Origin of the sequence: Agrobacterium sp. ICMP 6402, assembly GCF_009498615.1 — a bacterium.
GTDB classification, from domain to species: Bacteria; Pseudomonadota; Alphaproteobacteria; order Rhizobiales; family Rhizobiaceae; genus Agrobacterium; species Agrobacterium burrii.
In genome coordinates this window covers 122,053-145,719 of record NZ_QSNV01000006.1, presented here as the reverse complement: position 1 = coordinate 145,719, position 23,667 = coordinate 122,053, and the positions used below count along the sequence as shown (strand labels likewise).

The following is a 23,667-nucleotide window of genomic DNA, read 5'->3' as shown; positions in this document are numbered from 1 at the left end:
ACGAAATCTGCGCGGGGACTGGGGACAGATCAAACCTTGATGAAGGAGAACGCGATGGACCTGAACAAAACTGTCAGAAAAGCCGTCATTCCGGTAGCCGGTAACGGCACGCGGTTTTTGCCCGCCACCAAGGCGATGCCGAAGGAAATGCTGACGATCGTGGACCGGCCGGTCGTGCAATATGCCGTCGATGAGGCCATGCAGGCCGGCATCGAGCATATTATTTTCGTCACGAGCCGCAACAAGACCGCCATCGAAGACTATTTCGACAGCGCGCCTGAACTCATCAACACGCTCACCCGCTCGGGCAAGACCGTGCAGGTGCTGCAGCTGGAAAAGATGCTGCCGGTTGCCGGCACCGTCAGCTACACGCGCCAGCAGGTGCCGCTCGGTCTTGGCCATGCCGTCTGGTGCGCCCGTGAACTGGTGGGCAAGGAGCCTTTCGCCCTGCTTTTGCCAGACATGGTCTCCTATGGCGCGCGCGGCTGCATTGCCGGGCTGATGGAGCTTTACGACGAAGTCGGCGGCAATATCCTCGGTGTCGAGGAATGCCTGCCGGAAGAAGTCTCGTCTTATGGCGTCGTCGGCGTCGGCCAGAAGGTCAATCATGGCTTTGCGGTCACCGAAATGGTCGAAAAGCCGGAACCATCCAAGGCGCCTTCGAATTATTACCTGAATGGCCGTTACATCTTGCAGCCGGAAATCTTCGATATCCTCGCCAAGCAGGAGCGCGGCGCAGGCAATGAAATCCAGCTGACCGACGGCATGAAGCGCCTCGCCGAAAAGCAGGCCTTCCATGCGCAGAAATATAGCGGGCGCACTTTCGACTGCGGCAGCAAGCAGGGGTTCATCGCCGCCAATGTCGCCTTCTCGCTGATGCGCGCCGACATGGAGGCGCAGGTTCTCGCTTCCGTGAAGGAACTGGTCGCAAACCATGAAAGCCGCGTTCAGGCGGCCTGACTTTAATCGCGCCGCCGGGGAGGCGTCGGCGCACCAATAACGGGGGGCGGGAAGGCGAGTTTGGCTCGGCTTCCCGCGTACCATTTTTAATTCACAAGGTAGGTCCATGCACCACAAGACCTTTAAATCCAGCATCGGTTTTCCGGATCCCGGCAAGGATGCCGATACGTTCATCGACCTCGACCGCCTTTGGGCCGCCGTGGTTCGCCGTGCCAATGTCATTGCCGCATCGGTCATCGCCGCCGTGGTTCTGGCCGGCCTTTATCTGGTGCTTGCGACCCCCGTTTACACCGCGATGACGCAGGTGCTGCTGGATGAAAGCCTTTCCCGTTATGCGGAAGAGGAATCGCCGGTGCCCGCTGCCCAGATCGTCGACAACCGCATTGCCAGCGCCGTGGAAATCCTGAAATCCAAGGAAATGGCGTTGACCGTGGTAGACAAGGCCAAGCTCGATGAGAACGACATCATCGTCAATCCGCCGATGTCGCCGGTCGAACTCGTCAAAACCTCCGTGCGTGGCATCCTCGATCTCGTCCTGCCGGGCGATCCGCCGGTTTCCGAAGCCGCAATCCGCGCCGGACGCCGGGAAAAGGCAGCCGCCGTGCTGCAGCAGTCGTTGACGGTGGAACGTGTCGGCCGCAGTTCGGTCATCGCCATCTCCACCCGTTCGACCGACCGGCAGCTGGCCGCGCAGATCGCCAAAACCTATGCGCAGGCCTACCTCACCGAACAGCTGAACGCCAATTTCGACGCCAGCGAGCGCGCCTCCGTGTGGCTGCAGGAACGCATGACCGACCTCAACCAGCGCGCCCAGGCGGCCGAACTGGCGGTGCAGAAATTCAGGTCGGACAATAATATCGTGTCTTCGCGCGGCGAGTTGATGTCGGAAAGCCAGCTTGCCGATCTCAACGGCCAGCTCATCGCTGCGCAGGCGGATGCCGCCACAGCCTCGGCCCGTTATGGTCAGTATAAGTCGATCATCGACCGGGGACCGGATGCAGCGGTCGACAATGCCGTCGTTTCGGCCCGCGACACCGACAATTCAGTCATTCAGGATCTTCGCAAACGCTACATCACCATTTCCGACCGGCAGCAGGGCGTCGTGCAGCAATTCGGTGCCGACCATCCGCAGGCGGTCGCACTGGATGGCGAAAAGAAAGAGGTTGCGCGGCAGATCTATCAGGAACTGCAACAGCTGACCGGCAGCCTGAAGAACGAATACGACGTTGCCAATTCCCGCGTGCAGTCGCTGCGCGACAATATTGAAGGCGTTGCCGGCCGCAATTCGCAGGCCAATATCACCATGGTGCAATTGCGTGAGCTCGAGCAGCGGGCAACCGCGTTGCGCACCCTCTATCAGTCCTATCTCGGCCGTTTCGAGGAGGCTTCGCAGAAGCAGTCGCTGCCGATCGCCAAGGCCCGCATCATCTCCGAAGCGGGCCTGCCGACCGCACCTTCCAGCCCGAAAAAGACCATGACCATGGCGCTTTCGGTCATTCTCGGCCTGATGCTGGGTGGCGGTATCGCAGCGCTCCTCGAGTTCCGCGACCGGTTTTTCCACACCGGCAACGATGTGCGCGACAATCTACGCATGCGTTTTCTGGGCTATCTTCCCTTCATCGGCGAAAGGGGCGTGGAAACGGCCAAACCGGGCAGCAGTGCCGCTACTCCCGGCGGCGAGAATGCCACGCTTGATGAAAGCGGTCAGGTCTCGTTCCAGAAAATGCTGCGCCTTGCGGTCGACAGCCCGCGCTCCAGCTTTGCGGAAACACTTCGCAACGTGAAACTCACGGCGGATGTCGTCATTCAGGAACGCCAGTGCCGGGTCATCGGCGTCATCTCCTGCCTGCCGAACGAAGGCAAGTCGGTCGTCGCGCTCAATCTGGCCGGGCTGATCGCCTCCACCGGCAAGCGCACGCTCGTCGTGGATGCCGATATCCGCAACCCCGGCCTTAGCCGCATGTTGACGACACGGCAATCCGCCGGTCTGGTGGAGGTCGTGCTTGACGAAGTTCCGTGGACGCAGGCCGTGAAGGTGGATACGCGCACGAAGATGGGCATTCTGCCGGTTTCCACCAGCAACCAGTTCGCGCATTCGAGCGAGCTTCTCGCCTCCTCCGGCATGCGCAAATTCATCGATCAGGCGCGTGAGGCCTGCGACTATATCATCGTTGACCTTGCACCCGTCGTTCCCGTCATCGACGCGAAAGCGTTTGCGCCGCAGGTGGATGGGTTCGTCTTCGTTACCGAATGGGGCAAGACGCCGATCCAGATGGTGCAGAACCTGATGGCCAACGAACCGCAGATCGCCAACAAGACGCTTGGCATCGTGCTCAACAAGACCGACATGACGGAATTGCAGCGTTATGCCGGCCCGGGCGGTTCGGAGCATTATCACGAAAGCTTCTCGGCCTATTACGGCGACGCCAAGCCGCCTGTGAAGGAAAATGCCTGACGACAAAACGGCCCGGGAAACCGGGCCGTTTTTGTTCGATGGAAGTTTAGAACGACTGCCTATGGCATTACCCCGCAAAACTGCGCATTGATGGCGACAACGTCATAGTCAAGCAGGATCAGTTTCATGCCATCACCCATCGCCTTTGTTTCGCGGATGAACGCGGAAGCGGAAGCCGTCTGGAAGCACGCGCTTCACGCCGCCATGCCGCAGGAGGAAATCCTCACCTTTTCCGAATTGACCGATGAGCAGAGACAGGCCGTGGGTTTCGCCATCGTTGCCAATCCCGATCCGGCCGACATTGCCGCGCTGCCGGGTCTCACATGGATTCACAGTCTGTGGGCGGGCGTCGAGCGGCTGGTGCTGGAACTGGGCGACAAGGCTCCGCCCATTGTCCGGCTGAAAGACCCGGAGCTTTCGCGCGTCATGGCCGAAGCCGTGCTGGCGTGGACCTATTATCTGCAACGCGACATGCCGGCCTATCGCGACAACCAGCAAAAGGCCCTCTGGCAGGAGCGCGACTACCGCCATCCGCGCGAGTTGACCATCGGCCTCCTTGGCCTTGGCGCACTCGGGACAGCCGCAGCGGAACGCCTGCTTCACGCGGGCTTCAACGTTGCCGGCTGGAGCCGCTCGGCGAAGGCGATAGAGGGCGTGGAAACGCTGACCGGCGATGAAGGGTTGCAAACATTGCTGGAAAAAAGTGACATCCTCGTCTGTCTCGTGCCGCTCACCGATGCGACACGCGGCCTTCTCGATGCCCGCCGTTTCGCCTCCATGAAAAACAGCGCGGCGATCATCAATTTCGCCCGCGGCGCGGTCATCATTGCCGACGATCTGGTCGCGGCACTCGATTCTGGCCAGCTTTCGCATGCCGTTCTCGATGTCTTCGGGCAGGAACCGTTGGCTGCGACGTCCCCATTCTGGCGGCACCCGAAGGTCACCGTCCTGCCGCATATTTCCGCGCCGACAAGTCGGGAAAGTTCGGCCCGGATCGTCGCCGGCAATGTCGACACATGGCGCAAAACAGGTGCGCTGCCGGAAACGGTCGATATGGCGCGTGGTTACTGACCGCGCGGCAAAATGGCGGCCGCCCTATTCGGCCGCCACCGTTCCACCCGCATGGGCCAATTCGACAGCCGAGATGATCTGCTGCTCGTCATAGGGCTTGGTCAGCAGCACCGCATTTTCCGGCGCACCTTCAGGCATTTGGCTATCCCCCGTCGCAAAAACGACGGCCAGGCCCGGCTTGCGGCGCAGGGCCTCCACCGCCAGTTCGTCACCCTTCATGTCGGGCAGGCCGATATCGGTGACGAGAACGTCGATATGTTGCGCCTCGACCGCCTTTAGCGCCTGTGCCGCATTTCCGGCCTCGATGACGATGAAGCCGAATTCGGACAGCATCTCCATCGAATTCATCCGGATCAGCTCGTCATCCTCGACGAGAAGGACGCGTATCATGCTGTTTTCGTTTTCAGAGGACCGCACTGCTTCCGCTGGGTTTGAATGACCCGATGCAGATGCAGGCCGTGCCTTCGACGATGAAACCTGCTTGCGATTGGCGATGACATGGCGGATGCGCCGCGCCAGCGCTTCCCGCGTGTAAGGCTTGGAAAGAAGTTCCACCCCGGCATCCAGCTTGCCGCCATGCACGATGGAATTTTCGGTATAACCCGAGGTGAAGAGGACGGCGAGATTGGGCAGCCGTTCCTGCGCGCGGCGCGCCATTTCCCGGCTTTTCAGGGGGCCCGGCATCACCACATCGGTGAAGATGACATCGATCGGGATGCCGCTTTCCACCACCGTCAAACCGGCCTGCGCATCACGGGCGGTGAGTACGCGGTAACCAAGATCGCTCAGCGTCTCGACAACCGTGCCGCGCACCTCCTCGTCGTCCTCCACCACCAGAATGGTTTCCGTTCCGCCCTCGACGGGACCGGTATGGACGATGACCTCCCGATCCTCGTCGGCGGCCGAGCGCGGCAGATACATCTTCACCGTCGTGCCCTGCCCCACCTCGCTATAGATGTTGACGTGGCCGCTGGATTGTTTTGCAAAACCATAGACCATCGAAAGGCCAAGGCCGGTGCCCTTGCCCTCCGGCTTGGTTGAAAAGAACGGCTCGAAGACCTTTTCCAGAATCTCAGCCGACATGCCAGAACCCGTATCCGTCACGGCCAGCACGACATATTGCCCCGCCGAAACCTCAGAATGTTTGCGGGCATAATCACGGTCCAGAACCGCATTGCCGACCTCAATCGTCAGCTTGCCGTGCCCTTCCATGGCATCGCGCGCATTGATCGCCAGATTGAGCAGGGCATTTTCCACCTGGTTGGGGTCGGCATAAGTGTTCCACAAGCCGCCTGATGTGATGACCTCCACCTCGATCGCTTCACCGAGAGAACGGCGCAGCAGATCATCCATGCCGGTGACAAAACGGGCGATGTTGATGACGCGCGGTTCCAGCGCCTGACGCCTCCCGAAGGCCAGAAGCTGGCTGGCGAGCTTTGCGCCGCGATGGACACCGGCAAGCGCATTGTCCAGCCGCCGCTCGGCCCGCTCATTGCCGATCACATCCTTCGACAGCAATTGCAGATTGCCCGCAATCACCTGAAGCAGATTGTTGAAATCATGCGCGACACCGCCGGTAAGCTGACCGATGGATTCCATTTTCTGCGCCTGCTGCAAGGCTCTTTCGGTCTGGCGACGTTCGGCCATTTCCGTCTCGACGCGGGCTTCGAGACCCTCGTTCAGCTGCCGAAGCTGCTCTTCCGCCCGGATGCGGTGACGAATCTCGCGCTCGAGATTGCTGGCATGCTCCTTGAGAGTGTTCTCCGCCCGTCGCTGTTCGGTAATGTCCGTGTGGACACCAACCCATTCGGCAATGGCGCCGGCCTTATCGAAAATCGGCACGCCGCGGATCGCAAAGGTGCGGTAGAGCCCATCATGGCGGCGCACGCGATGTTCCCACACATAGGTCGCCTTGGCGGAAACCGCCTTTTTCCAGCTTTCGAGCGAATGTTCGCGGTCGTCGGGATGCACCGCTTCAACCCAGCCGGCACCCTGATATTCATCGAAACTCTGCCCGGTCAACGCGCCCCAGGCGGGCTGCTCCCCCAGCATCCTGCCATCGGCGCTGTTGGTCCACAGCACCCCGTGCACGGCATCCACCGCCGCGCGGAAACGATTGTTGCTGAGCACGATTTCCTGCTCGGACCGCTTGCGGTCCTCAATATCGATGATCAGCACATAGATGCCGTCGATCGAACCATCGGCGATGTAGCGCGGAACATAACGGATTTCGGCAGCGCGGGTGGTGCCGTCCGGCCTGCGGATCATGGTATCGGAAACGATCTTTTCACCGGCAAGCGCCCGGTCAAGATAGGCCCGTCGCGCCTCGAAAAACGCCTCACCGACGATTTCGGGAACGCTGCGGCCGATTACCTCTTCAGCGCTGCGGCCGAACCATTCCAGATACCCGTCATTGGCGAATTTATAGACATAGTCGCGATCAACATATCCCACCAGGATCGGCAGGGCGTTGGTAAGCCGGCTCAGTTCCTTACGGCTCTGCTCCAGCGCCTCCACGGCCTTCACCTTTTCGGTGTTTTCAAGGACGGTGCACAAAACGCCATCCACCGTGCCGCCTTCATTATAGATCGGCGTATAGAACAGATCGAAGATGACCTCTTCCGGCAGGCCATTGCGCATCAGCGTCATCGGCTGGTCACGATAGGCCATGACCTCGCCGCGAAAACCGGCTTCCAGAATGCGGCTGTTCCAGTCCCAGATTTCCGGCCAGATGCCGGGCACGGTCTCACCCAGCGCCCGAGGGTGATAATTGCCGGCGATCTCCGCATAACCGTCATTATAGATCATCACGTGATCCGTGCCCCACATCAGCACCTGCGGAATGGGGGAATTGACGACGGAATTGGCTTTTTGCCTCAGATTTTGTGGCCATTCGCAAATATGACCGAGTGATGTCTTCGACCAGTCAAAGCGGCGCACAAGCTCGCCCGTTTCACCGCCACCGATCGGCCATACCGGGGCAGCACGAAGATTGGTCATTCAACATCACCACAAAAACCGAGAGAAAATCTCCCGTAATACAGAACCGGATAAAAGTCCAAGAAAACAAAAACTTCCGTTTATTATTCCCGGCTTTTCGCAACTTCGGAAAAGTTCCATTTTCTTTCAGGGCGTCAGCAGGGCATCCGGCAAGGCTGCGGAACATCGCCGCCCAATGTCGCAAATTTTGCACCTGCACCCGCCGCAGCGGGCAATTGCCGGGCAATTGATTGACAATTGCCATCCTCAATACGCCAGAAATTGCCGCAAACGGAATGGCAACAAAGCAATTATTAACGCTCAATACAGGCGCTGACGGTCGCGGTGCCGTTCGCACGCGGGTCTTCGCCACACCGCGACCAGAGGGAACAACAATGAAAATACTTTTGGGTGCCACAATACTTTCCGCCGGCTTCGCCTTTTCAGGCGGCGTAGCCTTTGCCGCCGACTGTGGAAACGTGACCATCGCCAGCATGAACTGGCAATCCGCCGAAGTCGCCGCCAATCTCGACAAATTCATTCTTGAAAATGGCTATGGATGTTCCGCCGAAATCGTCACCGGCGACACCGTGCCGACATTGACCTCCATGGCCGAAAAGGGTCAGCCGGATATCGCCCCTGAAGCCTGGGTCAGTCTGCAGCCGGAAATCGTCAAACAGGGGCTGGAAGGCGGCAAGGTTGTCGCGGCCGCCAAGATCCTGTCGGATGGCGCCGTTCAGGGCTGGTGGATTCCGAAATATCTGGCCGACGCCAATCCCGACCTCAAGACCATTCCGGACCTTTTCAAACATCCCGAACTTTTCCCCGCGCCCGAGGACAAGGCGAAGGGCGCGGTCTATAATGGCCCGCAGGGCTGGGGTGGCACCGTCGTCACCGCCCAATTGTTCAAGGCGTTCGGTGGTGAAAAAGCCGGCTTCACCCTGGTCGATACCGGTTCTGCAGCGGGTCTCGACGGCTCGGTCGCCAAGGCTTACGAGGCAAAGCAGCCGTGGGTCGGTTATTACTGGGCGCCCACCTCGCTGCTCGGCAAATATGAGATGGTGAAGCTCGGCTTCGGCACCGAATATGATGCGGCTGAATGGAAGCGCTGTACATCGGTTGCCGATTGCGCCGATCCGAAGCCGAACGCGTGGCCGATCGACGACGTGCAGACGCTGGTGAGCAAGACCTTTGCCGATCGTGCCGGTCCGGCCATGGACTATCTGAACAAGCGCGCATGGACCAATGCCACCGTCAACAAGTTGATTGCGTGGATGACGGACAACCAGGCGACCGGCGAAGACGGCGCCAAACAGTTCCTGAAGGAAAACGAAGCCCTCTGGACGGGCTGGGTGTCTCCTGACGTCGCGCAGAAGGTCAAGGCCGCTCTTTAAAGACGGCGACATATCTTTCCGACAGAAGGCGTCCGCCAATGGCGGCGCCAAGTCGCATCGCTGCCGAAATTCGATCCGGTTTTCGTAAAGGCACGATGCACTCAACAAGATGGAGCGTCCCGTCTGGCATAAGCACAGACTTGCGGCGCTCTGGCGATTTTACTCCCGGAGCGCGGAGGATTTGGATCCCCGCCTCCGGTTCGTCATGGAGAACAGGATATGGATTGGCTTTTCAAATTTCCGGCCATGAATGACGATGCTCTGCGCGCGCTGAAAAAAGTGATCGACGAGGGGTTCCGGGCATTTACCCGAACCTATGGTGGCGCAATCGAGGGGCTTTTCACCCCCCTCCAGAGCTTCCTCATCTGGGCGGAAAGGCTTTTGATCGGCGCGCCCTGGCCGGTCGTTATTCTTATTGTCGGCGTGCTCGCCTGGTTCGCCAGCCGCAGCGCCACCATTGTTGCCCTCTGTTGCGGCATTCTCTTCGCCATCGGCTGGTTCGGCATGTGGGAAGACACGATGAAGACGATTTCGATGATCTTCGTCTGCGCCGTTCTGTCCATCGTCATCGGCCTGCCGATCGGCATCGCCATGGCGCGCTCCAACCGCCTGCAGAATGTGGTCAACCCCGTTCTCGACGTGATGCAGACGATGCCGAGTTTCGTCTATCTCATTCCCGTCGTCATGCTGCTCGGCATCGGCCGCGTTCCCGGCGTCATCGCTGTCGTCATCTACGCCATTCCGCCGATGATCCGGCTCACCAATCTCGGCATCCGCATGGTCGACCACGATGTGCTGGAGGCGGCAGATGCCTTCGGTTCATCGAAGCGCCAGAAGCTCTTCAAGGTGCAGCTGCCGCTGGCGCTCCCCACCATCATGGCCGGCATCAACCAGACCATCATGATGGCGCTTGCCATGGTCGTCATCGCCTCCATGATCGGCGTGCAGGGCCTTGGTCAACCGGTGCTGAAGGCCATCGCCAACCAGTATTTCACGCTCGGCGTGTTCAACGGGCTTGCCATTGTCGGCATCGCCATCATCTTCGACCGCATCAGCCAGGCCTATGGCCTTCGCCTGCAAAAACACCGGGAAGTGGCGCATGGCTAGTCAATCGATCGAAATTCGCAGCCTCTACAAGATTTTCGGCTCCAAGGCGGCAGATTTTGTCGAACCCGTCAAAGCCGGCATGTCCAAGACGGAACTCAACGCCAAACATGGGCATGTGCTCGGCCTGCGTGATATCAACATCACCATGCCGGGCGGACAGATCACCGTCATCATGGGCCTTTCCGGCTCCGGCAAATCGACGCTGATCCGCCACGTCAACCGGCTGATCGACCCGACGGCCGGCGAAATCCTCTACGGCGGAACCGATGTCTGCCGCCTGAATGAAGCAGAGCTTCTGGAATTTCGCCGCCACAAGACGGCGATGGTGTTCCAGAAATTCGGCCTCCTGCCGCATCGCAACGTGCTGCAGAATGTCGTCTATGGCCTGGAGGTGCAGGGCATCGACAAGCGCGAGCGGGAAGAACGGGCCGAAGTCTGGATCAGACGCGTGGGGCTGGAAGGGTTTTCCAGCCATTATCCGAACCAGCTTTCCGGCGGCATGCAGCAGCGCGTTGGCCTTGCCCGGGCGCTGACCAACAATGCCGAAATCCTTCTGATGGACGAAGCCTATTCGGCGCTCGATCCGCTGATCCGTGTCGACATGCAGACGGTGCTCCTGGAATTACAGAAGGAGTTGAAGAAGACCGTCGTCTTCATCACCCACGATCTCGATGAGGCGCTGCGGCTGGGCGACAAGATCGCCATTCTGCGTGACGGCGAAATCATCCAGCAGGGCACGGCGGCCGAAATCGTCATGTCGCCGGCCGACAGCTATATCGAGGCCTTCGTCGAGGAGGTCAATCGCGGCAAGGTTATCCGTCTCGGCGCCATCGTCCAGCCAGAGTTTTCCGGCCAGTCGCGGCTTCAGCTCGATGCGGATATGACGGTTGAAGAGGGCCTGCGCGCGCTCGTGCGGGAAAATGTCAGCAGCGCTGTGATCGTCGGGGAAAACGGCAAGGTGCTTGGCTCCGTTACCACGGATGCCATCATGCGCTGCCTCGTCAGAACTGCCTCCGGCGAGGAAGCGGGGATGGCGGAACGACTTTCAGGCTGAACCTTCAAGCCATCTGGCCATGCCCTTCGCCGCCGCCTTGCCGGTGGCGAAACAGGCCGTTAGCAAATATCCGCCGGTCGGCGCTTCCCAGTCCAGCATTTCCCCGGCAGCGAATATGCCGGGGAGCTTTTGCAGCATGTAGTTTTCATCGAGACCGCTCCAGACAATACCGCCTGCCGATGAAATCGCCTCGTCAATCGGTCTTGGCCGCGAGAGCGGTATTTCCGCATGTTTCATTCTCGCGGCAACGAAATCATCCGGCATGGCCGCTATATCGGGAAAGATTTCTCGCAGCAGTCCGACCTTGACGGCGGAGAGACCGGCGGCCTTGCGCATGCGGTTTGCGAAACTCTCCTTCCGCCCGAGCTTCGCCAGATCCCTGCTGAGCCGTTCCACCGTGCGTCCCGGTGCCAGATCGACGGCGAGCGAGGCCTTGGCCGCCTGTTCCAGCCGGTCGCGCAACGCAGCGGAATGGGCATAAACCACGCTGCCCTCGATGCCGTTTTTCGTGACCACGAACTCGCCCTGAAAGGCTCCGGCCGGCGAAATGGTGATGGTGGATTTCACCGCCTCACCCGCAAACCGCTCGCGGAAGACATCGCTCCATTCGACGTCGAAACCACAATTGGCGGGACGGAACGGAGAAAACTCCACGCCTTGAGCCGCCAGCATCGGAACCCATGCGGCATCGGACCCCAGACGCGGCCAGCTTGCACCGCCGAGCGCCAAAAGCACGGCATCGGCCTCGACTTCAACCGCGCCTGCCGGCGTCTCAAAAACCAGTCGATCGCCGGAAAAGCCTGTCCAGCGATGCCGTGTCCTGATGGTAACGCCTTGCACTTCCAGCCGAGCAAGCCAGGCGCGCAGCAGCGGCGAGGCTTTCATGGCCTTGGGAAATACCCGGCCCGATGTGCCGACAAAAGTCTCCTGCCCCAGCCCATGCACCCAGTCGCGCAGCATGTCAGGCGTAAAATCGTCGAGAGCGGCGCGCAGCCCCGGTTCGGCATCGCCAAAACGACGGCGGAAACTGTCGTAGTCTTCGGCATGGGTGATGTTGAGGCCGGATTTGCCAGCCATCAGCAATTTGCGCGCCACGGTTGGCATCGCCTCGAACACGGTTACAGTATGGCCTGCGGCCGAGAGCATTTCGGCTGCCATCAATCCAGCCGGCCCACCGCCGACAATCGCGACCTGCCTCGCCTTCGCCAAAACCCTCTCCATCACCATCTTCGCCATTGAGAGCCTTATACCGATTTCCGGATGCGAATATATGCGATATTGAACGGCCATGTTCACGCTCGACCGCCCCGTTACCTTTTCACAGGATATCAAGAAAAGCCGCTTCATCGCCTTTGCCGCGCCGATAACCGGCGAAGAGGACGCAAAAAGCTTCCTCGTGGCGCATTCGGACCTCGATGCCAACCACAATTGCTGGGCGTGGCGCTGCGGCCAGACCTATCGTTTCAGCGATGACGGCGAACCCTCGGGCACGGCAGGTAAACCGATTCTTCAGGCCATTGACGGTCAGACGCTGGATAATGTCGCCGTTCTCGTCATCCGCTGGTTCGGCGGCATCCTGCTCGGCAGCGGCGGGCTGATGCGCGCCTATGGCGGCACGGCGGCGGCCTGCCTTCGCCTCGGTGAAACCTCGCCCGTCATCGCCTATGTCAGCGCCACGCTGAGTTGCCCCTTCTCCGATCTGGCGCTGGTAAAATCGCGCCTTTCCGCCACGCAGAACCTGCGGCTGGAGAGGGAGGATTTCACCGGCACCGGTGCGGATATGCAGCTCTCGGTTCCGGCCGAGGAAGCCGAACGGCTCACCCGGCTTTTAAGCGACCTGACCAGCGGACGCGTCAATCTCCATATTCCCGACTAGCACGCCTGTCCGAATGCGAGATTCGTGCTAATGAAGCGCCATGTCATCTGAGCTTTCCAACCCCATCTACAATCCGCCGCTCGAACCCTGGCTCACCATTGTCCACCGGGATGATGATCTGCTGGTGTTGGACAAGCCGAGCGGGCTTCTGTCCGTGCCGGGGCGCGATCCGGCGCTCTTCGATAGCCTGATGACGCGGGTGCAGAAACAGTTTCCGAAAGCGCTGATGATCAACCGGCTGGACAAGGACACATCAGGCATCGTGCTGATGTCGTTGAACCGGCGGGCACACGCGGCAGTCGCCGCCCAGTTCGAAAACCGTGAGACACGCAAATCCTATGTGGCCGTCGTCTGGGGAGAAATCGCGGGCGAAGCGGGCGAGGTGGACCTGCCGCTGGCGATCGACCCTGACAACAAGCCCCGCCATCGCGTGGACCATGAAAACGGCAAGCCGGCGCAAAGCCTTTGGCGGGTGCTGGAACGATTGCCGCTTCCGGCAACGCGGCTGGTACTCACGCCCCTCACCGGCCGCACGCACCAATTGCGGGTGCATATGAAGGCGCTCGGCCATCCGATCCTCGGCGATGAATTTTATGCCGAGGGCGAGGCGCTCGCCGCCGCCCCGCGCCTGATGCTGCATGCGCAGGAAGTCGGCTTTCGCCATCCCGATGGCCGTGACGTCACTTATACCGTGCCCTGCCCGTTCTGAGGCCTGTGATGAAAGAACAAGACGAAAGCTTCGTGGTGGATTTTGTCGGCGGTGCGGTCGGGCACCGTTTCCGCTCCGGGGAAGGGCGTGGACAGGCCCTGCCCAAAGCCGCCGGTTTTACGAAGGGCCGCACGCCAAAAATCGTCGATGCCACGGCGGGGCTGGGGCGGGATGCGTTCCTGCTTGCGTCGCTCGGAGCGGAGGTTACGCTCATTGAACGCTCACCGGGCATGCACGCCTATCTCGCGGACGGTATTCGCCGCGCATTGGAAGCAGGCGGCGCCTATGCCGAGGCGGCAGCGCGCATGAGGCTGCTGCAGGGCGATTCACGCCAGCTGTTGCAAGAACTTTCACCCGAGGTGGTGATCGTCGACCCCATGCATCCGCCGCGCCACAACACGGCGCTGGTGAAAAAGGAAATGCGGGTGCTGAGAGAACTGGTGGGTTCCGATCCCGATCAGGTAGAACTGATGGAGGCGGCGCTTGAACATGCAACGAAGCGGGTGGTTCTGAAATGGCCGCTGCGCGCCGAGCCGATGCCGGGCATTCGCAAGCCCTCGCATCAGATAATCGGCAAGAATACCCGTTATGATGTCTTCATGATTTTCGGGAAATCAACCGAGCCGGAGGAATGATCAGCGGAAGCTGGGCTTGCGCTGTGCATTCATCAGAAGCTCGTGCCGCGAGGCGAATTCGCCGAACAGTTTTCTGAGCCGCGTCTCTTCGGTCTTGTCCAGCCGGTAACGACGGCAGAATTCCGCAACGTTCAGGATCGGCTTCGGCCGGTTCCCGTCTACGCTCCTGTTATCGATGATCTGCATGGCATCCTCCTTCAACCAGAGGGAAAACGTGACGGCGCGCTTGCGGTTCCTTATGAATTCGCATGGATGAGAAAAGGTCTTGCGGCAGCACACGGCCTCATCAAGTTTTCTTGAAACTATCGCAGGAAACGAAATCCTCCCCAAATGGTTCTCTGCATGATGTAAACGAAGGAAGGGAGACCCATGTTCCACAACAACCGATTTCTGAGTTCGACGATCTTATGCGCGCTGCTTGCCGTGCCGCTTGCCGGCACTGCCCACGCCCAGACCGCCCCGGCTGCCGAAACGAAACGGCCAAATGCGCCGGATCAGAAACCGGCTTTTGAGGGCCAGACGCGCGCGCCGCAGGCCGCCGCCCAGCCGAACATTGAAAAAACCGTCGTCGCCGAGGGTCTGCCGCATCTCTGGTCGATGGAATTCCTTCCCGATGGCCGCATGATCGTCGCCGCCAAGGAAGGCGCCATGCATATCGTCGCTGACGGCAAGGCAGGCCCCGCAATAGAGGGCGTGCCCAAGGTCGCATCCGCCGGACAGGGCGGTCTTCTCGACATAGCGCTTGCTCCCGATTTCGAGACATCGCGTAAAATCTTCTTCTCCTTCTCCGAACCACGTGATGGCGGCAACGGCACCTCCGTGGCCTCGGCCAAGCTGACCGAAGAGGGCGATGCGGCGAAACTGGAAGATGTCTCGGTGATTTTCCGCCAGATGCCGACCTATGACGGCGACAAGCATTTCGGCTCCCGCCTCGTATTCGGACCCAATAACGAGCTTTACGTCACCGTTGGTGAACGTTCGGATGCCACACCGCGCGTGCAGGCCCAGGATCTGTCGAGTGGCCTTGGCAAGGTCTTCCGCATCGATGCCGAAGGCAAGGCTTTTGAGGGCAACCCCTTCGCCGGCCAGCAGAATGCGCTGTCGGAAATCTGGAGCTATGGCCACCGCAACCTGCAGGCCGCGGCATTGGATGGAGAGGGCAGGCTCTGGACCGTGGAACATGGCCCGAAGGGCGGCGATGAACTGAACCTGCCGAAAGCGGGCCTCAATTACGGCTGGCCGGTCATCACCTACGGCATCGAATATAGCGGCCGGTCGGTTGGTGAAGGCGCCACCGCCAAAGAAGGCATGGAGCAGCCGGTCTATTATTGGGACCCGGTCATCGGTCCTTCCGGCATGGCTTATTATGATGGCGACCAGATTCCCGAATGGAAGGACGCCTTCATCGTTGGCGGTCTGGTGAGCCAGGGTCTGTTCATCCTGCATATCGATAGCGACAAGGTCGCGACCGAAAGCCGGCTACCGCTCGAAGCGCGCATCCGCGACGTCAAGATCGGGCCGGATGGCGCGGTCTATGCCGTGACGGAACAGCGCGGCGGCGAATCGCAGATTCTTCGGATCGCCAAAGCCGGCTGATAAAAACGGACCGTCGAAACAACAGGCCGCCGGAACGAAGGCGGCCTGTTTTCGTTTGCTGCAGCGTGAAACCTGCCGGAAAAAACCATGCCACAACCGCCCACCCGCCTTCTTGCCAAAATCGGACTTGCCTATGTCAACGATCAGGAACCGGGGATAGCCCGCGAAAGACGCGGGCGGGGTTTCTGCTACCGAATGCCGGGCGGCGAACTCCTGTCCGATAGTATCGAACTGAAACGCATCAAATCGCTCGGCGTGCCGCCCGCCTACAGGGACGTATGGATATGCATCGATCCATCCGGGCATTTACAGGCAACCGGCTTCGATGCGCGTGGGCGAAAACAATATCGGTATCATCCCGACTGGCACGCGCTCAGGGGTGAGACGAAATTCTTCCAGCTCAAAAGCTTCGGCAAGGCCCTGCCCGCCATTCGTCGCCGGGCCATTGCCGATATCGAGAAACAGGATCACGGGCCGGAAATGACGCTGGCCGCACTCACGCTGCTGCTTGACGCCGCCTATCTGCGCGTCGGCAACCGTTCCTATCTCGAAACTAACGGCACCTATGGCGCGACGACCCTGCTCAAACGGCACGTCTCCTTCGGGGAGACTATCGAACTGCGCTTTGCAGCAAAGGGTGGGCAGAAGGTGAAGCGCCAGCTGCGCCACCCCCGCCTTCAGAAAATCCTCGAGGAAATCGCCGATCTGCCCGGCAAGGAACTCTTCGTCTGGCAGGATAGCGAAAACCGGGTGCATTCGGTCGATTCCAGCGATCTCAACGCTTACCTCTCCCGCACCGGCGGAGCCGGTATTTCCGCCAAGACGTTCCGCACCTGGGGCGGCACGCTCGCAGCCTTCTGCGATGCGATGGAGCATGTGGCGGCAGGCGAAAAACCAAGCATAAAGGGCATGTGTCAGGCGGCAGCGACCGAGCTTTCCAATACCCCCGCCATTTGCCGCAAGAGTTATGTGCACCCTGCCGTTCTCGAGATAGCGACGGATGAGAAGGCTCAGAAGAAACTCAGCCGCATTTTGAAGGTTGGGGCAAAACCCGTCTCCGGCCTCAGGGCGGATGAAAGACGGCTGCTTGCCTTCCTGCCGTAAGGCTCAGCGGCTCCCCGCCCATTCCACCAGTTCCCGCTCGGCCCTTTCCAGCGCGCTGTAATTCAAGAGCTTGCGCAGGAAGGCCACCGTGACGGCGCGGGTTCGAAGATTATACCGGCCTTCCGCATCATCATCCCCCGGCGCCTGATGCACGTTCAGCTTTTCATAGAGGCTTTGCAGCCGGTTCTGAACGCTGCGCAGCGACAGGTTGCGGCGGCGGGCAATCGCCTTGTCGGTGAGGCCGAGTGCGACGTCGACAAGGATTTCATATTCGGAATCGGTAAAGCCATGGGCCTTGCCGAGGCTCTTTTCCTGCAGACCGCGCACTTCCCGGTCGATCACGCATTGCGCCTCGATGAAGATGCTGCGCAGCGCCAGCCGCAGCCGGTCATCGGAGGCGGATTTCAGCACGTAGCCATAGGCAGCCCCTTCGGGCACGATACGGGAAACACCGCGCACATAGGCCTCGTCGGAATAGTTCGACCAGAACAGGATGCGGGTGTCCGGCCGCTCCTTCCAGATGGTGCGCGCCGCCTCGATGCCGTTGCGCTCATTCATCTGCAAATCCATGACGATATGGGCGGCCCGGTTTTCCCGCGCCAGCTTTTCGCCGGCTCTGCCGTTTGCCGCCTCCAGTACATTGTCGCATTCCGGCAGGGCGGCACGCACGGCTTCATTCAGATAGGCGCGGTGCAGCGCATCGTCTTCGACGATCAGCACATCCATGTCATAACTCCTCCCGCCGGTCGAAAGCGTTTTCCGGCAGCGTTACGATAATGCGGGTTCCGGCTCCCGCGCCGTTGCCGCCAATATCGAACCTCGCCGAAATCAGCCGCGCCCGCGTCTTCATGTTGCCGATGCCGAGACCGCCGGAGGCCGCGCCTCCACCGCCGCCGCTGCCGTCATCACTGACAGTCACCCGCAAACCGCCATCGACGGACGAAAGCGTCACGGCAATGGTTTCCGGCTGGGCATGGCGAATGGCATTGTTGACCGCTTCCTGCACGATGCGGAACAGCGAGATGGCTACCGTCTTGTCGAGTGCTTCCACCAGCCCGTCGGTCTCGTCCATCACCGACCATTCGATCGCATATCCGCTGTCGCGCACGGAACGGTCCACATAGGTCTCGATCGCCTGCACCACGCCGAACAGTTGCAGGATGGAGGGTTTCGCCTCCTCGATAATCTCGCGCAAATCCTGCATGCAATGCTGCAGGCTGCGCACCACCGGCTCCAGCATCTCGCCCGAAACGTCGGGGGCATGGCTCATGCGTTCGATACGACGCGCCAGCCGTGTCAGATCCGCCAGCGTCTGGTCGTGCAGATCCATGCCAATCCGCTGCCGCTCAGCCTCCAGCGCCTCGGTCAATTGCAAGGCGCCCAGCCGCAGGCCCTCCTCGCGGGCATTGGCGCGCGCCTCCTCGATGGCGGAACGCTTGGCCTGCTCGGCAGCGCGGATGGCATAAAAATAGGGCGCCAGCAAATCCGCAACCGCGCGGGCGTTGGCGACATCCTCCATGGTATAGGCGTCCGACTGGTGCGACGAGCAGCTGAGGGCGCCGATGATATCGCCATGCACCTTCATCGGCACATGCAGGCGGCTATGCAGGCCGAGTTCGATGATCGGGCTCGAAAACGACCCTTCGAAATGAAAGCGCGGATCGGCGCAGGCATCGCCGCTCAAAAGATATTCGACCGCACCGGAGAGAAGGGACCGGATCGGGCTGCCGGTCAGCAGGGCGGGCGGCTGTCGGCTCCAGGCGCTGACGAGACCGCTCTCATAGGCAATATGGTACTTGTCATCCAGCTGCTTGATGCAGACATCGAGATGGACGTGCGGAATGATGTGGGTGATCTCGGTGGCGACCGCCTGAATGATGGCGTTGAATTCCAGCTGCCCGGCGAGCAGCCGCGATATGCCCATATAGTGATGAAAGAGAGCGCTTTTCGGTGTATCCAGCATGTGCGGACACCCTCCCAAGCGTCTGCCTTCGACCTGTTGCGACGAAGATGGCTTTTCAGAACGCCGCATCATCTATTCTGCGCCCGGCAATACCGTTTCGTCCTGCGGGTTCCCGCATGCTTTCTGCGGAAACCCGCAGCAAGATTGCCGTGATCCGCCTATACAAGCCAAATCTTCTTGGTCATTCTCGCTTGTACTGGGGAACGGAGCTCCAGTGCAACGGGATTTCGTCTGCCCCCGAGGAGATTTGCGGCGGATGAGGGTTCCGGCCCCGAAAGGGCAAGCCACCAGGGAGGAAAATCAATGGCTTTCAGGAAGATGCTTCTGGCGTCGGCCGCTGTCGCGTGCGCAGCCTTGCCGATCACCGCTCATGCCGATACGTCGGCGAAAAAAATCGCGCTCTCGAACAATTACGCCGGCAATTCCTGGCGTCAGGCGATGCTGACGAGCTGGGACAAGATCACCAAACAGGCCGTTGCCGACAAACATGTTGCAGCGGCTGACGCCTTCACGACCGCCGAAAACCAAGCGACCGAACAGGCGGCGCAAATCCAGAACCTCATTCTGCAGGGTTATGACGCCATCGTCATCAACGCCGCTTCCCCCACCGCCCTTAATGGCGCGGTAAAGGAAGCCTGCGATGCCGGCATCATCGTGGTCTCGTTTGACGGCGTCGTCACCGAGCCCTGCGCATGGCGCATCGCCGTCGATTTCAAGGCGATGGGCGAAAGCCAGATCGACTATCTCGCCAAGGCTATACCGAAGGGCGGCAACCTGCTCGAAATCCGTGGTCTCGCCGGCGTTTCGGTGGATGACGAAATCCACGCCGGCATCGCCGCCGGTGTAGCAAAGAATCCGCAGTTCAAGATCGTCGGTTCGGTCAATGGCGACTGGGCGCAGGATGTGGCGCAGCGCGCCGTTGCCGGTATCCTGCCAAGCCTTCCCGAAGTTGCCGCCGTGGTAACGCAGGGTGGTGACGGTTACGGCGCGGCACAGGCATTTGCCGCCGCCAAGCGCCCGACGCCGACCATCGTCATGGGCAACCGCGAAGACGAGCTGCAATGGTGGAAACAGCAGAAGGATGCGGGCGGCTACGAGACCATGTCCGTCTCCATCGCCCCCGGCGTTTCGACGCTGGCTTTCTGGGTGGCGCAGCAAATCCTCGACGGCAAGGATGTGAAAAAGGATCTGACCGTTCCATTCCTGCGCATCGATCAGGCCAATCTTGAGGAAAACCTCAAGACCACCCAGAAGGGCGGCGTGGCGAATGTGGAATATTCGCAGGCGGACGCACAGAAGGCCATCGCCGCCAAATAGGCCGGACGATTTTAAGACATGAAAAATTGCGGCACCTTGCGAGAGGCGCCGCAACCATCACGATATTCCATTTCAGATCATTGGCGTAGTTGTTCATGAATGACACCATTCAGGCGGAAGAAGTCGTCGCCGCGCGCGGCGTGAAGGTCGTATTCGGCGCGGTCAAGGCGCTGGACGGCGCTGACCTCATCATCCGTGCCGGGGAATGCCTTGGGCTTGTCGGCCACAATGGCGCTGGAAAATCCACCATCGTCAACGTCATCAATGGCGGGCTGACGCCGCATGAGGGTTCCATTTCCTATCGCGGCGATGAGAGCCGGCACGGCATCGCCGCGGCACGCGCCAGCGGCGTGCGTTGCGTGTTCCAGGAGCTATCTCTCTGCCCGAACCTCACGATCAGCGAAAACGTCCGTATCATGCATGCCGCAATCGGCGGCCGGAACTGGCGCGGCCGGGCGCTGACGACGATCCGGCAGACATTGGACGAGATTTTCCCCGGCCACGGCATCGATTGCGAGCTGACGATTTCCGAACTTTCCATCGCCGAACGGCAAATGGTGGAAATCGCCATCAATTTCTGCCGCACCCCGGAAGCTCCCAGACTGGTGATCCTCGACGAGCCGACGTCTTCGCTAGATGCCGGCCTTGCCGAGCAGTTGATGGATTATGTTCGCCGGTTCGTGCGCGAGGGTGGCTCCGTCCTGCTGATCTCGCATATTCTCGGGGAAATTCTCTCCACCGCCACCCGTATCGTCGTCATGAAGGACGGCCGGGTGGTGGCCGACCGGAAGGCGGCGGAATTCACCACCCGCTCGCTGGTCGAAGCCATGGGCAGCGTCGTCAAGGAACAGGACAGGCGGCGGGGAGAAAGCCGCAAGGCAGGCGAAAAAGTGCTCTCCATGCCGGCGCGGCGCGGCGAAGGCCTCGCCTTCGAGGCCTTTCGCGGCGAGATCATCGGCCTTGCCGGCCTCGGCGGCCACGGCCAGACTGAAGCATTGCTCGATCTTTATCTCGCGCAGAACAACAGCTGGCTGCCGTCGCGAAAGACCGATATCGCCTTCGTGGCGGGCGACCGCAGTCTGAACGGCACCTTCCCCCTCTGGAGCATCCTGAAGAACCTTTCCATCGCCTCGCTGCGGGATATTTCTTCGGCAGGCATGGTGGACAGGGGTAAGGAAACCGAACTTGGCGCGCAGTGGAAACAGCGCATCGAAATCCGTACCCCTGATATGGGCAACAAGATCCTCTCGCTCTCCGGCGGCAACCAGCAGAAGGTGCTTTTCGCCCGCGCGCTTGCCACCACCGCCAGCACCGTTTTGATGGATGACCCCATGCGCGGCGTCGATATCGGCACCAAACAGGAGGTCTATGACATCTTGAGAACCGAAGCCTCCCACGGCCGCACCTTCATCTGGTATTCGACCGAGATGGATGAAATCCGCCTGTGCGATCGGGTCTATGTTTTCCGTGACGGCGCCATTCAGGCGGAATTGGTGGGTGAGGAAATCACTGAGCAGAATGTGCTTGCCGCCTCCTTTTCGGGAGAGGAGCACGCATGAAACTCTCGGCAAACGCCCTTCGCCTCATCATTCCCGCCGCCTCGCTCGCCTTTCTCCTTGCCGCCGTGTTTTACATGCAGCCGCGCGCCATGAGCTATAACGGCATGAACCTGCTGTTCAATCTGGCGGTGCCGATCGCACTTGCCACCATTGCGCAGATGCTGATCATGTCCGTCAACGATCTCGACCTGTCGATGGGCACTTTCGTCAGTTTCTGCGCCTGTGTCACCGCCACCTTCCTGCAGACGACGCCGCTTCTCGGCATTGCGATTTTCGCCGGTGCAATTGCGGTGTATGCCGCAATGGGAGCAATCATTCATATCCGCGCCCTGCCCTCCATCGTGGTCACGCTTGGCATGAGCTTCGTCTGGGGTGGCCTTGCCGTCCTCATCCTGCCCTCGCCGGGTGGTCAGGCTCCCGCCTTCATCCGGGCGCTGATGACGGCGAAACCGCCGCTGGTGCCGATCGCCATCGTCGCCAGCATCCTGATCGCGGTCGTTGCCCATTACATCGTCATGCGCTCCTCCTTCGGCGTTTTGATGCGCGGTGTCGGCGGCAACTTCCGCTCCGTCGAGCGCTCCGGTTGGTCGGTCATCGGCATTCGCGCCGCCACCTTTGCGCTTGCCGGTTTCTTCGCGGTGCTGTCCGGCATCGCCCTTGTCGGGCTGACGACCGCGGCCGACGCCAATATTGCGCTGCGCTACACGCTGCTGTCGATTGCGGGTGTCATCCTGGGCGGTGGTGAATTCGTCGGCGGGAGAGTTTCGCCCATCGGCGCTGTCATCGGCGCGCTGACGCTGACGCTTGCCGGCTCGTTTCTGTCGTTCATGCGCATTTCGCCGGACTGGCAGATCGGCGCGCAGGGCGCGATCCTCATCATTGTGCTTGCCTTGCGCATCCTGCTCAACCGTCTCGAAAAGCGGGAGAAAAACCAATGAACGGGCTGTTATCCCTCACGAAAAAACCGTGGATCTGGTCGTTTGCCGCAACGGCTGCGGTGTGGACCGTCACCGTGCTCTTCACCGGCGGCGCAAGCTCTTTCGGCCTGTCGCATGCGGCACTGACCTTCGCAGCATTTTCCGTGATTGTCGGCATCGGCCAGATGTTCGTCATCACGCTCGGGCCGGGCAATATCGACCTCTGCGTTCCCGCAACGATGACACTATCTGGCACGCTGGCGCTGAAATTCATGGATGTGTCCGATGGTCTCATTCTGCCCGGGCTGCTGATCGCCATTCTGATTGGCATCGCCATCGGCATCGGCAATTATGCGCTGATCAAGCTCTTACGCATCCCGCCGATCATCGCGACGCTGTCCATGAGCTTCATCGTGCAATCCATCGCCATCTGGTCGAACCGCGGCCTGCGCATCAAGCCGCCGGAAACATTGGCCACTTTCGCCATCTCCAGCTCTTTCGGCATTCCGAACGTCGCACTCGTGGCGCTTCTCCTCTCGGTCGTCGCCTGGCTGCTGCTCGACCGGACATTTTACGGCCGCTGGATTTCCGCCATCGGCCAGAGCACCTTTGCCGCCCGCATGACCGGCATTCCCGTGGATGGCGCCCGTTTCGTCACCTATGTGCTCTGCGCGGTGCTGGCGGCGATTGCCGGCTATCTTCTTGCCAGCTTCTCCGGCGGCGCGGCGCTCAACATGGGATCCGAATATCTGCTGATGTCGATTGCCGTGGTGGTGATCGGCGGCACGGCGGTGGCGGGTGGTGATTCCAACGTTCCTGGCATCTGGGGCGCCTCACTCTTCATGTTCCTGGTGGTCTCGATGCTGAATACCTATGGTTTCGGCGCCGGCATCCGCCTCATCCTCACCGGCCTTATCATCATCTCCGTCATTCTTCTGGCAAGCGGCCCCAAGGCCACGCGCTGACCCCAA

At 60.5% G+C, this 23,667-nt stretch carries 21 protein-coding genes; 15 read left to right on the top strand and 6 right to left on the bottom strand.

Annotated elements, in window-relative coordinates:
- Positions 1–54: 54 nt before the first annotated feature.
- The 3 genes from DXT96_RS17365 to DXT96_RS17355 all read left to right on the top strand — a co-directional run bounded on the left by DXT96_RS17365 (position 55) and on the right by DXT96_RS17355 (position 4,486).
- On the top strand, positions 55–960 hold the full coding sequence (locus DXT96_RS17365) for a UTP--glucose-1-phosphate uridylyltransferase (protein WP_097170829.1): 906 nt from the start codon (positions 55–57) through the stop codon (positions 958–960).
- Between the two features lie 106 nt (positions 961–1,066).
- Positions 1,067–3,415, top strand: a complete 2,349-nt coding sequence (locus DXT96_RS17360) for a polysaccharide biosynthesis tyrosine autokinase (RefSeq protein WP_153515716.1) — start codon at positions 1,067–1,069, stop codon at positions 3,413–3,415.
- Between the two features lie 126 nt (positions 3,416–3,541).
- The gene (locus DXT96_RS17355) at positions 3,542–4,486 is read left to right on the top strand and encodes a glyoxylate/hydroxypyruvate reductase A (protein WP_153515715.1); all 945 of its coding nucleotides are present in this window, start codon (positions 3,542–3,544) and stop codon (positions 4,484–4,486) included.
- 24 nt (positions 4,487–4,510) lie between these two features.
- Here the strand turns inward: DXT96_RS17355 and DXT96_RS17350 are convergent, their stop codons facing one another.
- Complete coding sequence (locus DXT96_RS17350) at positions 4,511–7,486, bottom strand: PAS domain-containing protein (protein ID WP_153515714.1); 2,976 nt, start codon at positions 7,484–7,486, stop codon at positions 4,511–4,513.
- A complete protein-coding gene (locus tag DXT96_RS17345; protein WP_174374604.1) occupies positions 7,440–7,961 on the bottom strand; it encodes a hypothetical protein in 522 nt (173 codons plus the stop codon). Before DXT96_RS17345 ends, DXT96_RS17350 begins: the two co-directional genes overlap by 47 nt.
- Between DXT96_RS17345 and DXT96_RS17340 the strand changes: the two genes are divergently transcribed.
- The 3 genes from DXT96_RS17340 to DXT96_RS17330 all read left to right on the top strand — a co-directional run bounded on the left by DXT96_RS17340 (position 7,861) and on the right by DXT96_RS17330 (position 11,020).
- The gene (locus DXT96_RS17340; RefSeq protein WP_149901244.1) at positions 7,861–8,859 is read left to right on the top strand and encodes an ABC transporter substrate-binding protein; all 999 of its coding nucleotides are present in this window, start codon (positions 7,861–7,863) and stop codon (positions 8,857–8,859) included. The two genes, DXT96_RS17345 and DXT96_RS17340, sit on opposite strands and share 101 nt — an antisense overlap.
- Positions 8,860–9,078: 219 nt before the next feature.
- Positions 9,079–9,966: a proline/glycine betaine ABC transporter permease gene (locus DXT96_RS17335; RefSeq protein ID WP_149901245.1), complete on the top strand. Its 888-nt coding sequence runs from the start codon at positions 9,079–9,081 to the stop codon at positions 9,964–9,966.
- Positions 9,959–11,020, top strand: coding sequence for a glycine betaine/L-proline ABC transporter ATP-binding protein (locus tag DXT96_RS17330; protein ID WP_153515712.1), 1,062 nt, complete (start codon positions 9,959–9,961; stop codon positions 11,018–11,020). The genes DXT96_RS17335 and DXT96_RS17330 overlap by 8 nt, the downstream gene beginning before the upstream one ends.
- Here DXT96_RS17330 and DXT96_RS17325 read toward each other — a convergent pair.
- Positions 11,012–12,256 (bottom strand): NAD(P)/FAD-dependent oxidoreductase, encoded by a 1,245-nt coding sequence (locus DXT96_RS17325; RefSeq protein WP_194287669.1) that lies wholly within the window; start codon positions 12,254–12,256, stop codon positions 11,012–11,014. The two genes, DXT96_RS17330 and DXT96_RS17325, sit on opposite strands and share 9 nt — an antisense overlap.
- A gap of 52 nt (positions 12,257–12,308) precedes the next feature.
- Between DXT96_RS17325 and DXT96_RS17320 the strand changes: the two genes are divergently transcribed.
- From DXT96_RS17320 to DXT96_RS17310, 3 genes are read left to right on the top strand one after another with little or no spacing between them, the layout of a single operon-like run.
- Entirely contained in the window at positions 12,309–12,896 is a 588-nt protein-coding gene (locus DXT96_RS17320) for a YigZ family protein (RefSeq protein ID WP_153515710.1), read from the top strand.
- A 40-nt stretch (positions 12,897–12,936) separates the two neighbouring features.
- The gene (locus DXT96_RS17315) at positions 12,937–13,605 is read left to right on the top strand and encodes a pseudouridine synthase (protein ID WP_153515709.1); all 669 of its coding nucleotides are present in this window, start codon (positions 12,937–12,939) and stop codon (positions 13,603–13,605) included.
- 8 nt (positions 13,606–13,613) lie between these two features.
- The gene (locus DXT96_RS17310) at positions 13,614–14,240 is read left to right on the top strand and encodes a class I SAM-dependent methyltransferase (protein ID WP_153515708.1); all 627 of its coding nucleotides are present in this window, start codon (positions 13,614–13,616) and stop codon (positions 14,238–14,240) included.
- Here the strand turns inward: DXT96_RS17310 and DXT96_RS17305 are convergent, their stop codons facing one another.
- Positions 14,241–14,426 carry a hypothetical protein gene (locus DXT96_RS17305; protein ID WP_153515707.1) on the bottom strand — a complete coding sequence of 62 codons (186 nt, stop codon included), beginning with the start codon at positions 14,424–14,426 and terminating at the stop codon, positions 14,241–14,243.
- A 183-nt stretch (positions 14,427–14,609) separates the two neighbouring features.
- Between DXT96_RS17305 and DXT96_RS17300 the strand changes: the two genes are divergently transcribed.
- Positions 14,610–15,836 (top strand): PQQ-dependent sugar dehydrogenase, encoded by a 1,227-nt coding sequence (locus DXT96_RS17300; protein ID WP_153515706.1) that lies wholly within the window; start codon positions 14,610–14,612, stop codon positions 15,834–15,836.
- Between the two features lie 87 nt (positions 15,837–15,923).
- Entirely contained in the window at positions 15,924–16,940 is a 1,017-nt protein-coding gene (locus DXT96_RS17295; RefSeq protein WP_153515705.1) for a DNA topoisomerase IB, read from the top strand.
- Between the two features lie 3 nt (positions 16,941–16,943).
- Here the strand turns inward: DXT96_RS17295 and DXT96_RS17290 are convergent, their stop codons facing one another.
- Together DXT96_RS17290 and DXT96_RS17285 are read right to left on the bottom strand one after the other, a co-directional pair.
- Complete coding sequence (locus DXT96_RS17290) at positions 16,944–17,666, bottom strand: response regulator transcription factor (protein WP_153515704.1); 723 nt, start codon at positions 17,664–17,666, stop codon at positions 16,944–16,946.
- A 1-nt stretch (position 17,667) separates the two neighbouring features.
- Positions 17,668–18,903 carry a sensor histidine kinase gene (locus DXT96_RS17285; protein WP_153515703.1) on the bottom strand — a complete coding sequence of 412 codons (1,236 nt, stop codon included), beginning with the start codon at positions 18,901–18,903 and terminating at the stop codon, positions 17,668–17,670.
- Between the two features lie 303 nt (positions 18,904–19,206).
- On the opposite strand from DXT96_RS17285, the gene DXT96_RS17275 reads away from it, so the two are divergent.
- The 4 genes from DXT96_RS17275 to DXT96_RS17260 all read left to right on the top strand — a co-directional run bounded on the left by DXT96_RS17275 (position 19,207) and on the right by DXT96_RS17260 (position 23,661).
- Positions 19,207–20,220 carry an ABC transporter substrate-binding protein gene (locus tag DXT96_RS17275; protein ID WP_153515701.1) on the top strand — a complete coding sequence of 338 codons (1,014 nt, stop codon included), beginning with the start codon at positions 19,207–19,209 and terminating at the stop codon, positions 20,218–20,220.
- Positions 20,221–20,315: 95 nt separating this feature from the next.
- A complete protein-coding gene (locus DXT96_RS17270; protein ID WP_153515700.1) occupies positions 20,316–21,779 on the top strand; it encodes an ATP-binding cassette domain-containing protein in 1,464 nt (487 codons plus the stop codon).
- Positions 21,776–22,717 carry an ABC transporter permease gene (locus DXT96_RS17265; RefSeq protein ID WP_153515699.1) on the top strand — a complete coding sequence of 314 codons (942 nt, stop codon included), beginning with the start codon at positions 21,776–21,778 and terminating at the stop codon, positions 22,715–22,717. Before DXT96_RS17270 ends, DXT96_RS17265 begins: the two co-directional genes overlap by 4 nt.
- Positions 22,714–23,661 (top strand): ABC transporter permease, encoded by a 948-nt coding sequence (locus tag DXT96_RS17260; protein ID WP_153515698.1) that lies wholly within the window; start codon positions 22,714–22,716, stop codon positions 23,659–23,661. Before DXT96_RS17265 ends, DXT96_RS17260 begins: the two co-directional genes overlap by 4 nt.
- The last annotated feature ends 6 nt before the right edge of the window (positions 23,662–23,667 follow it).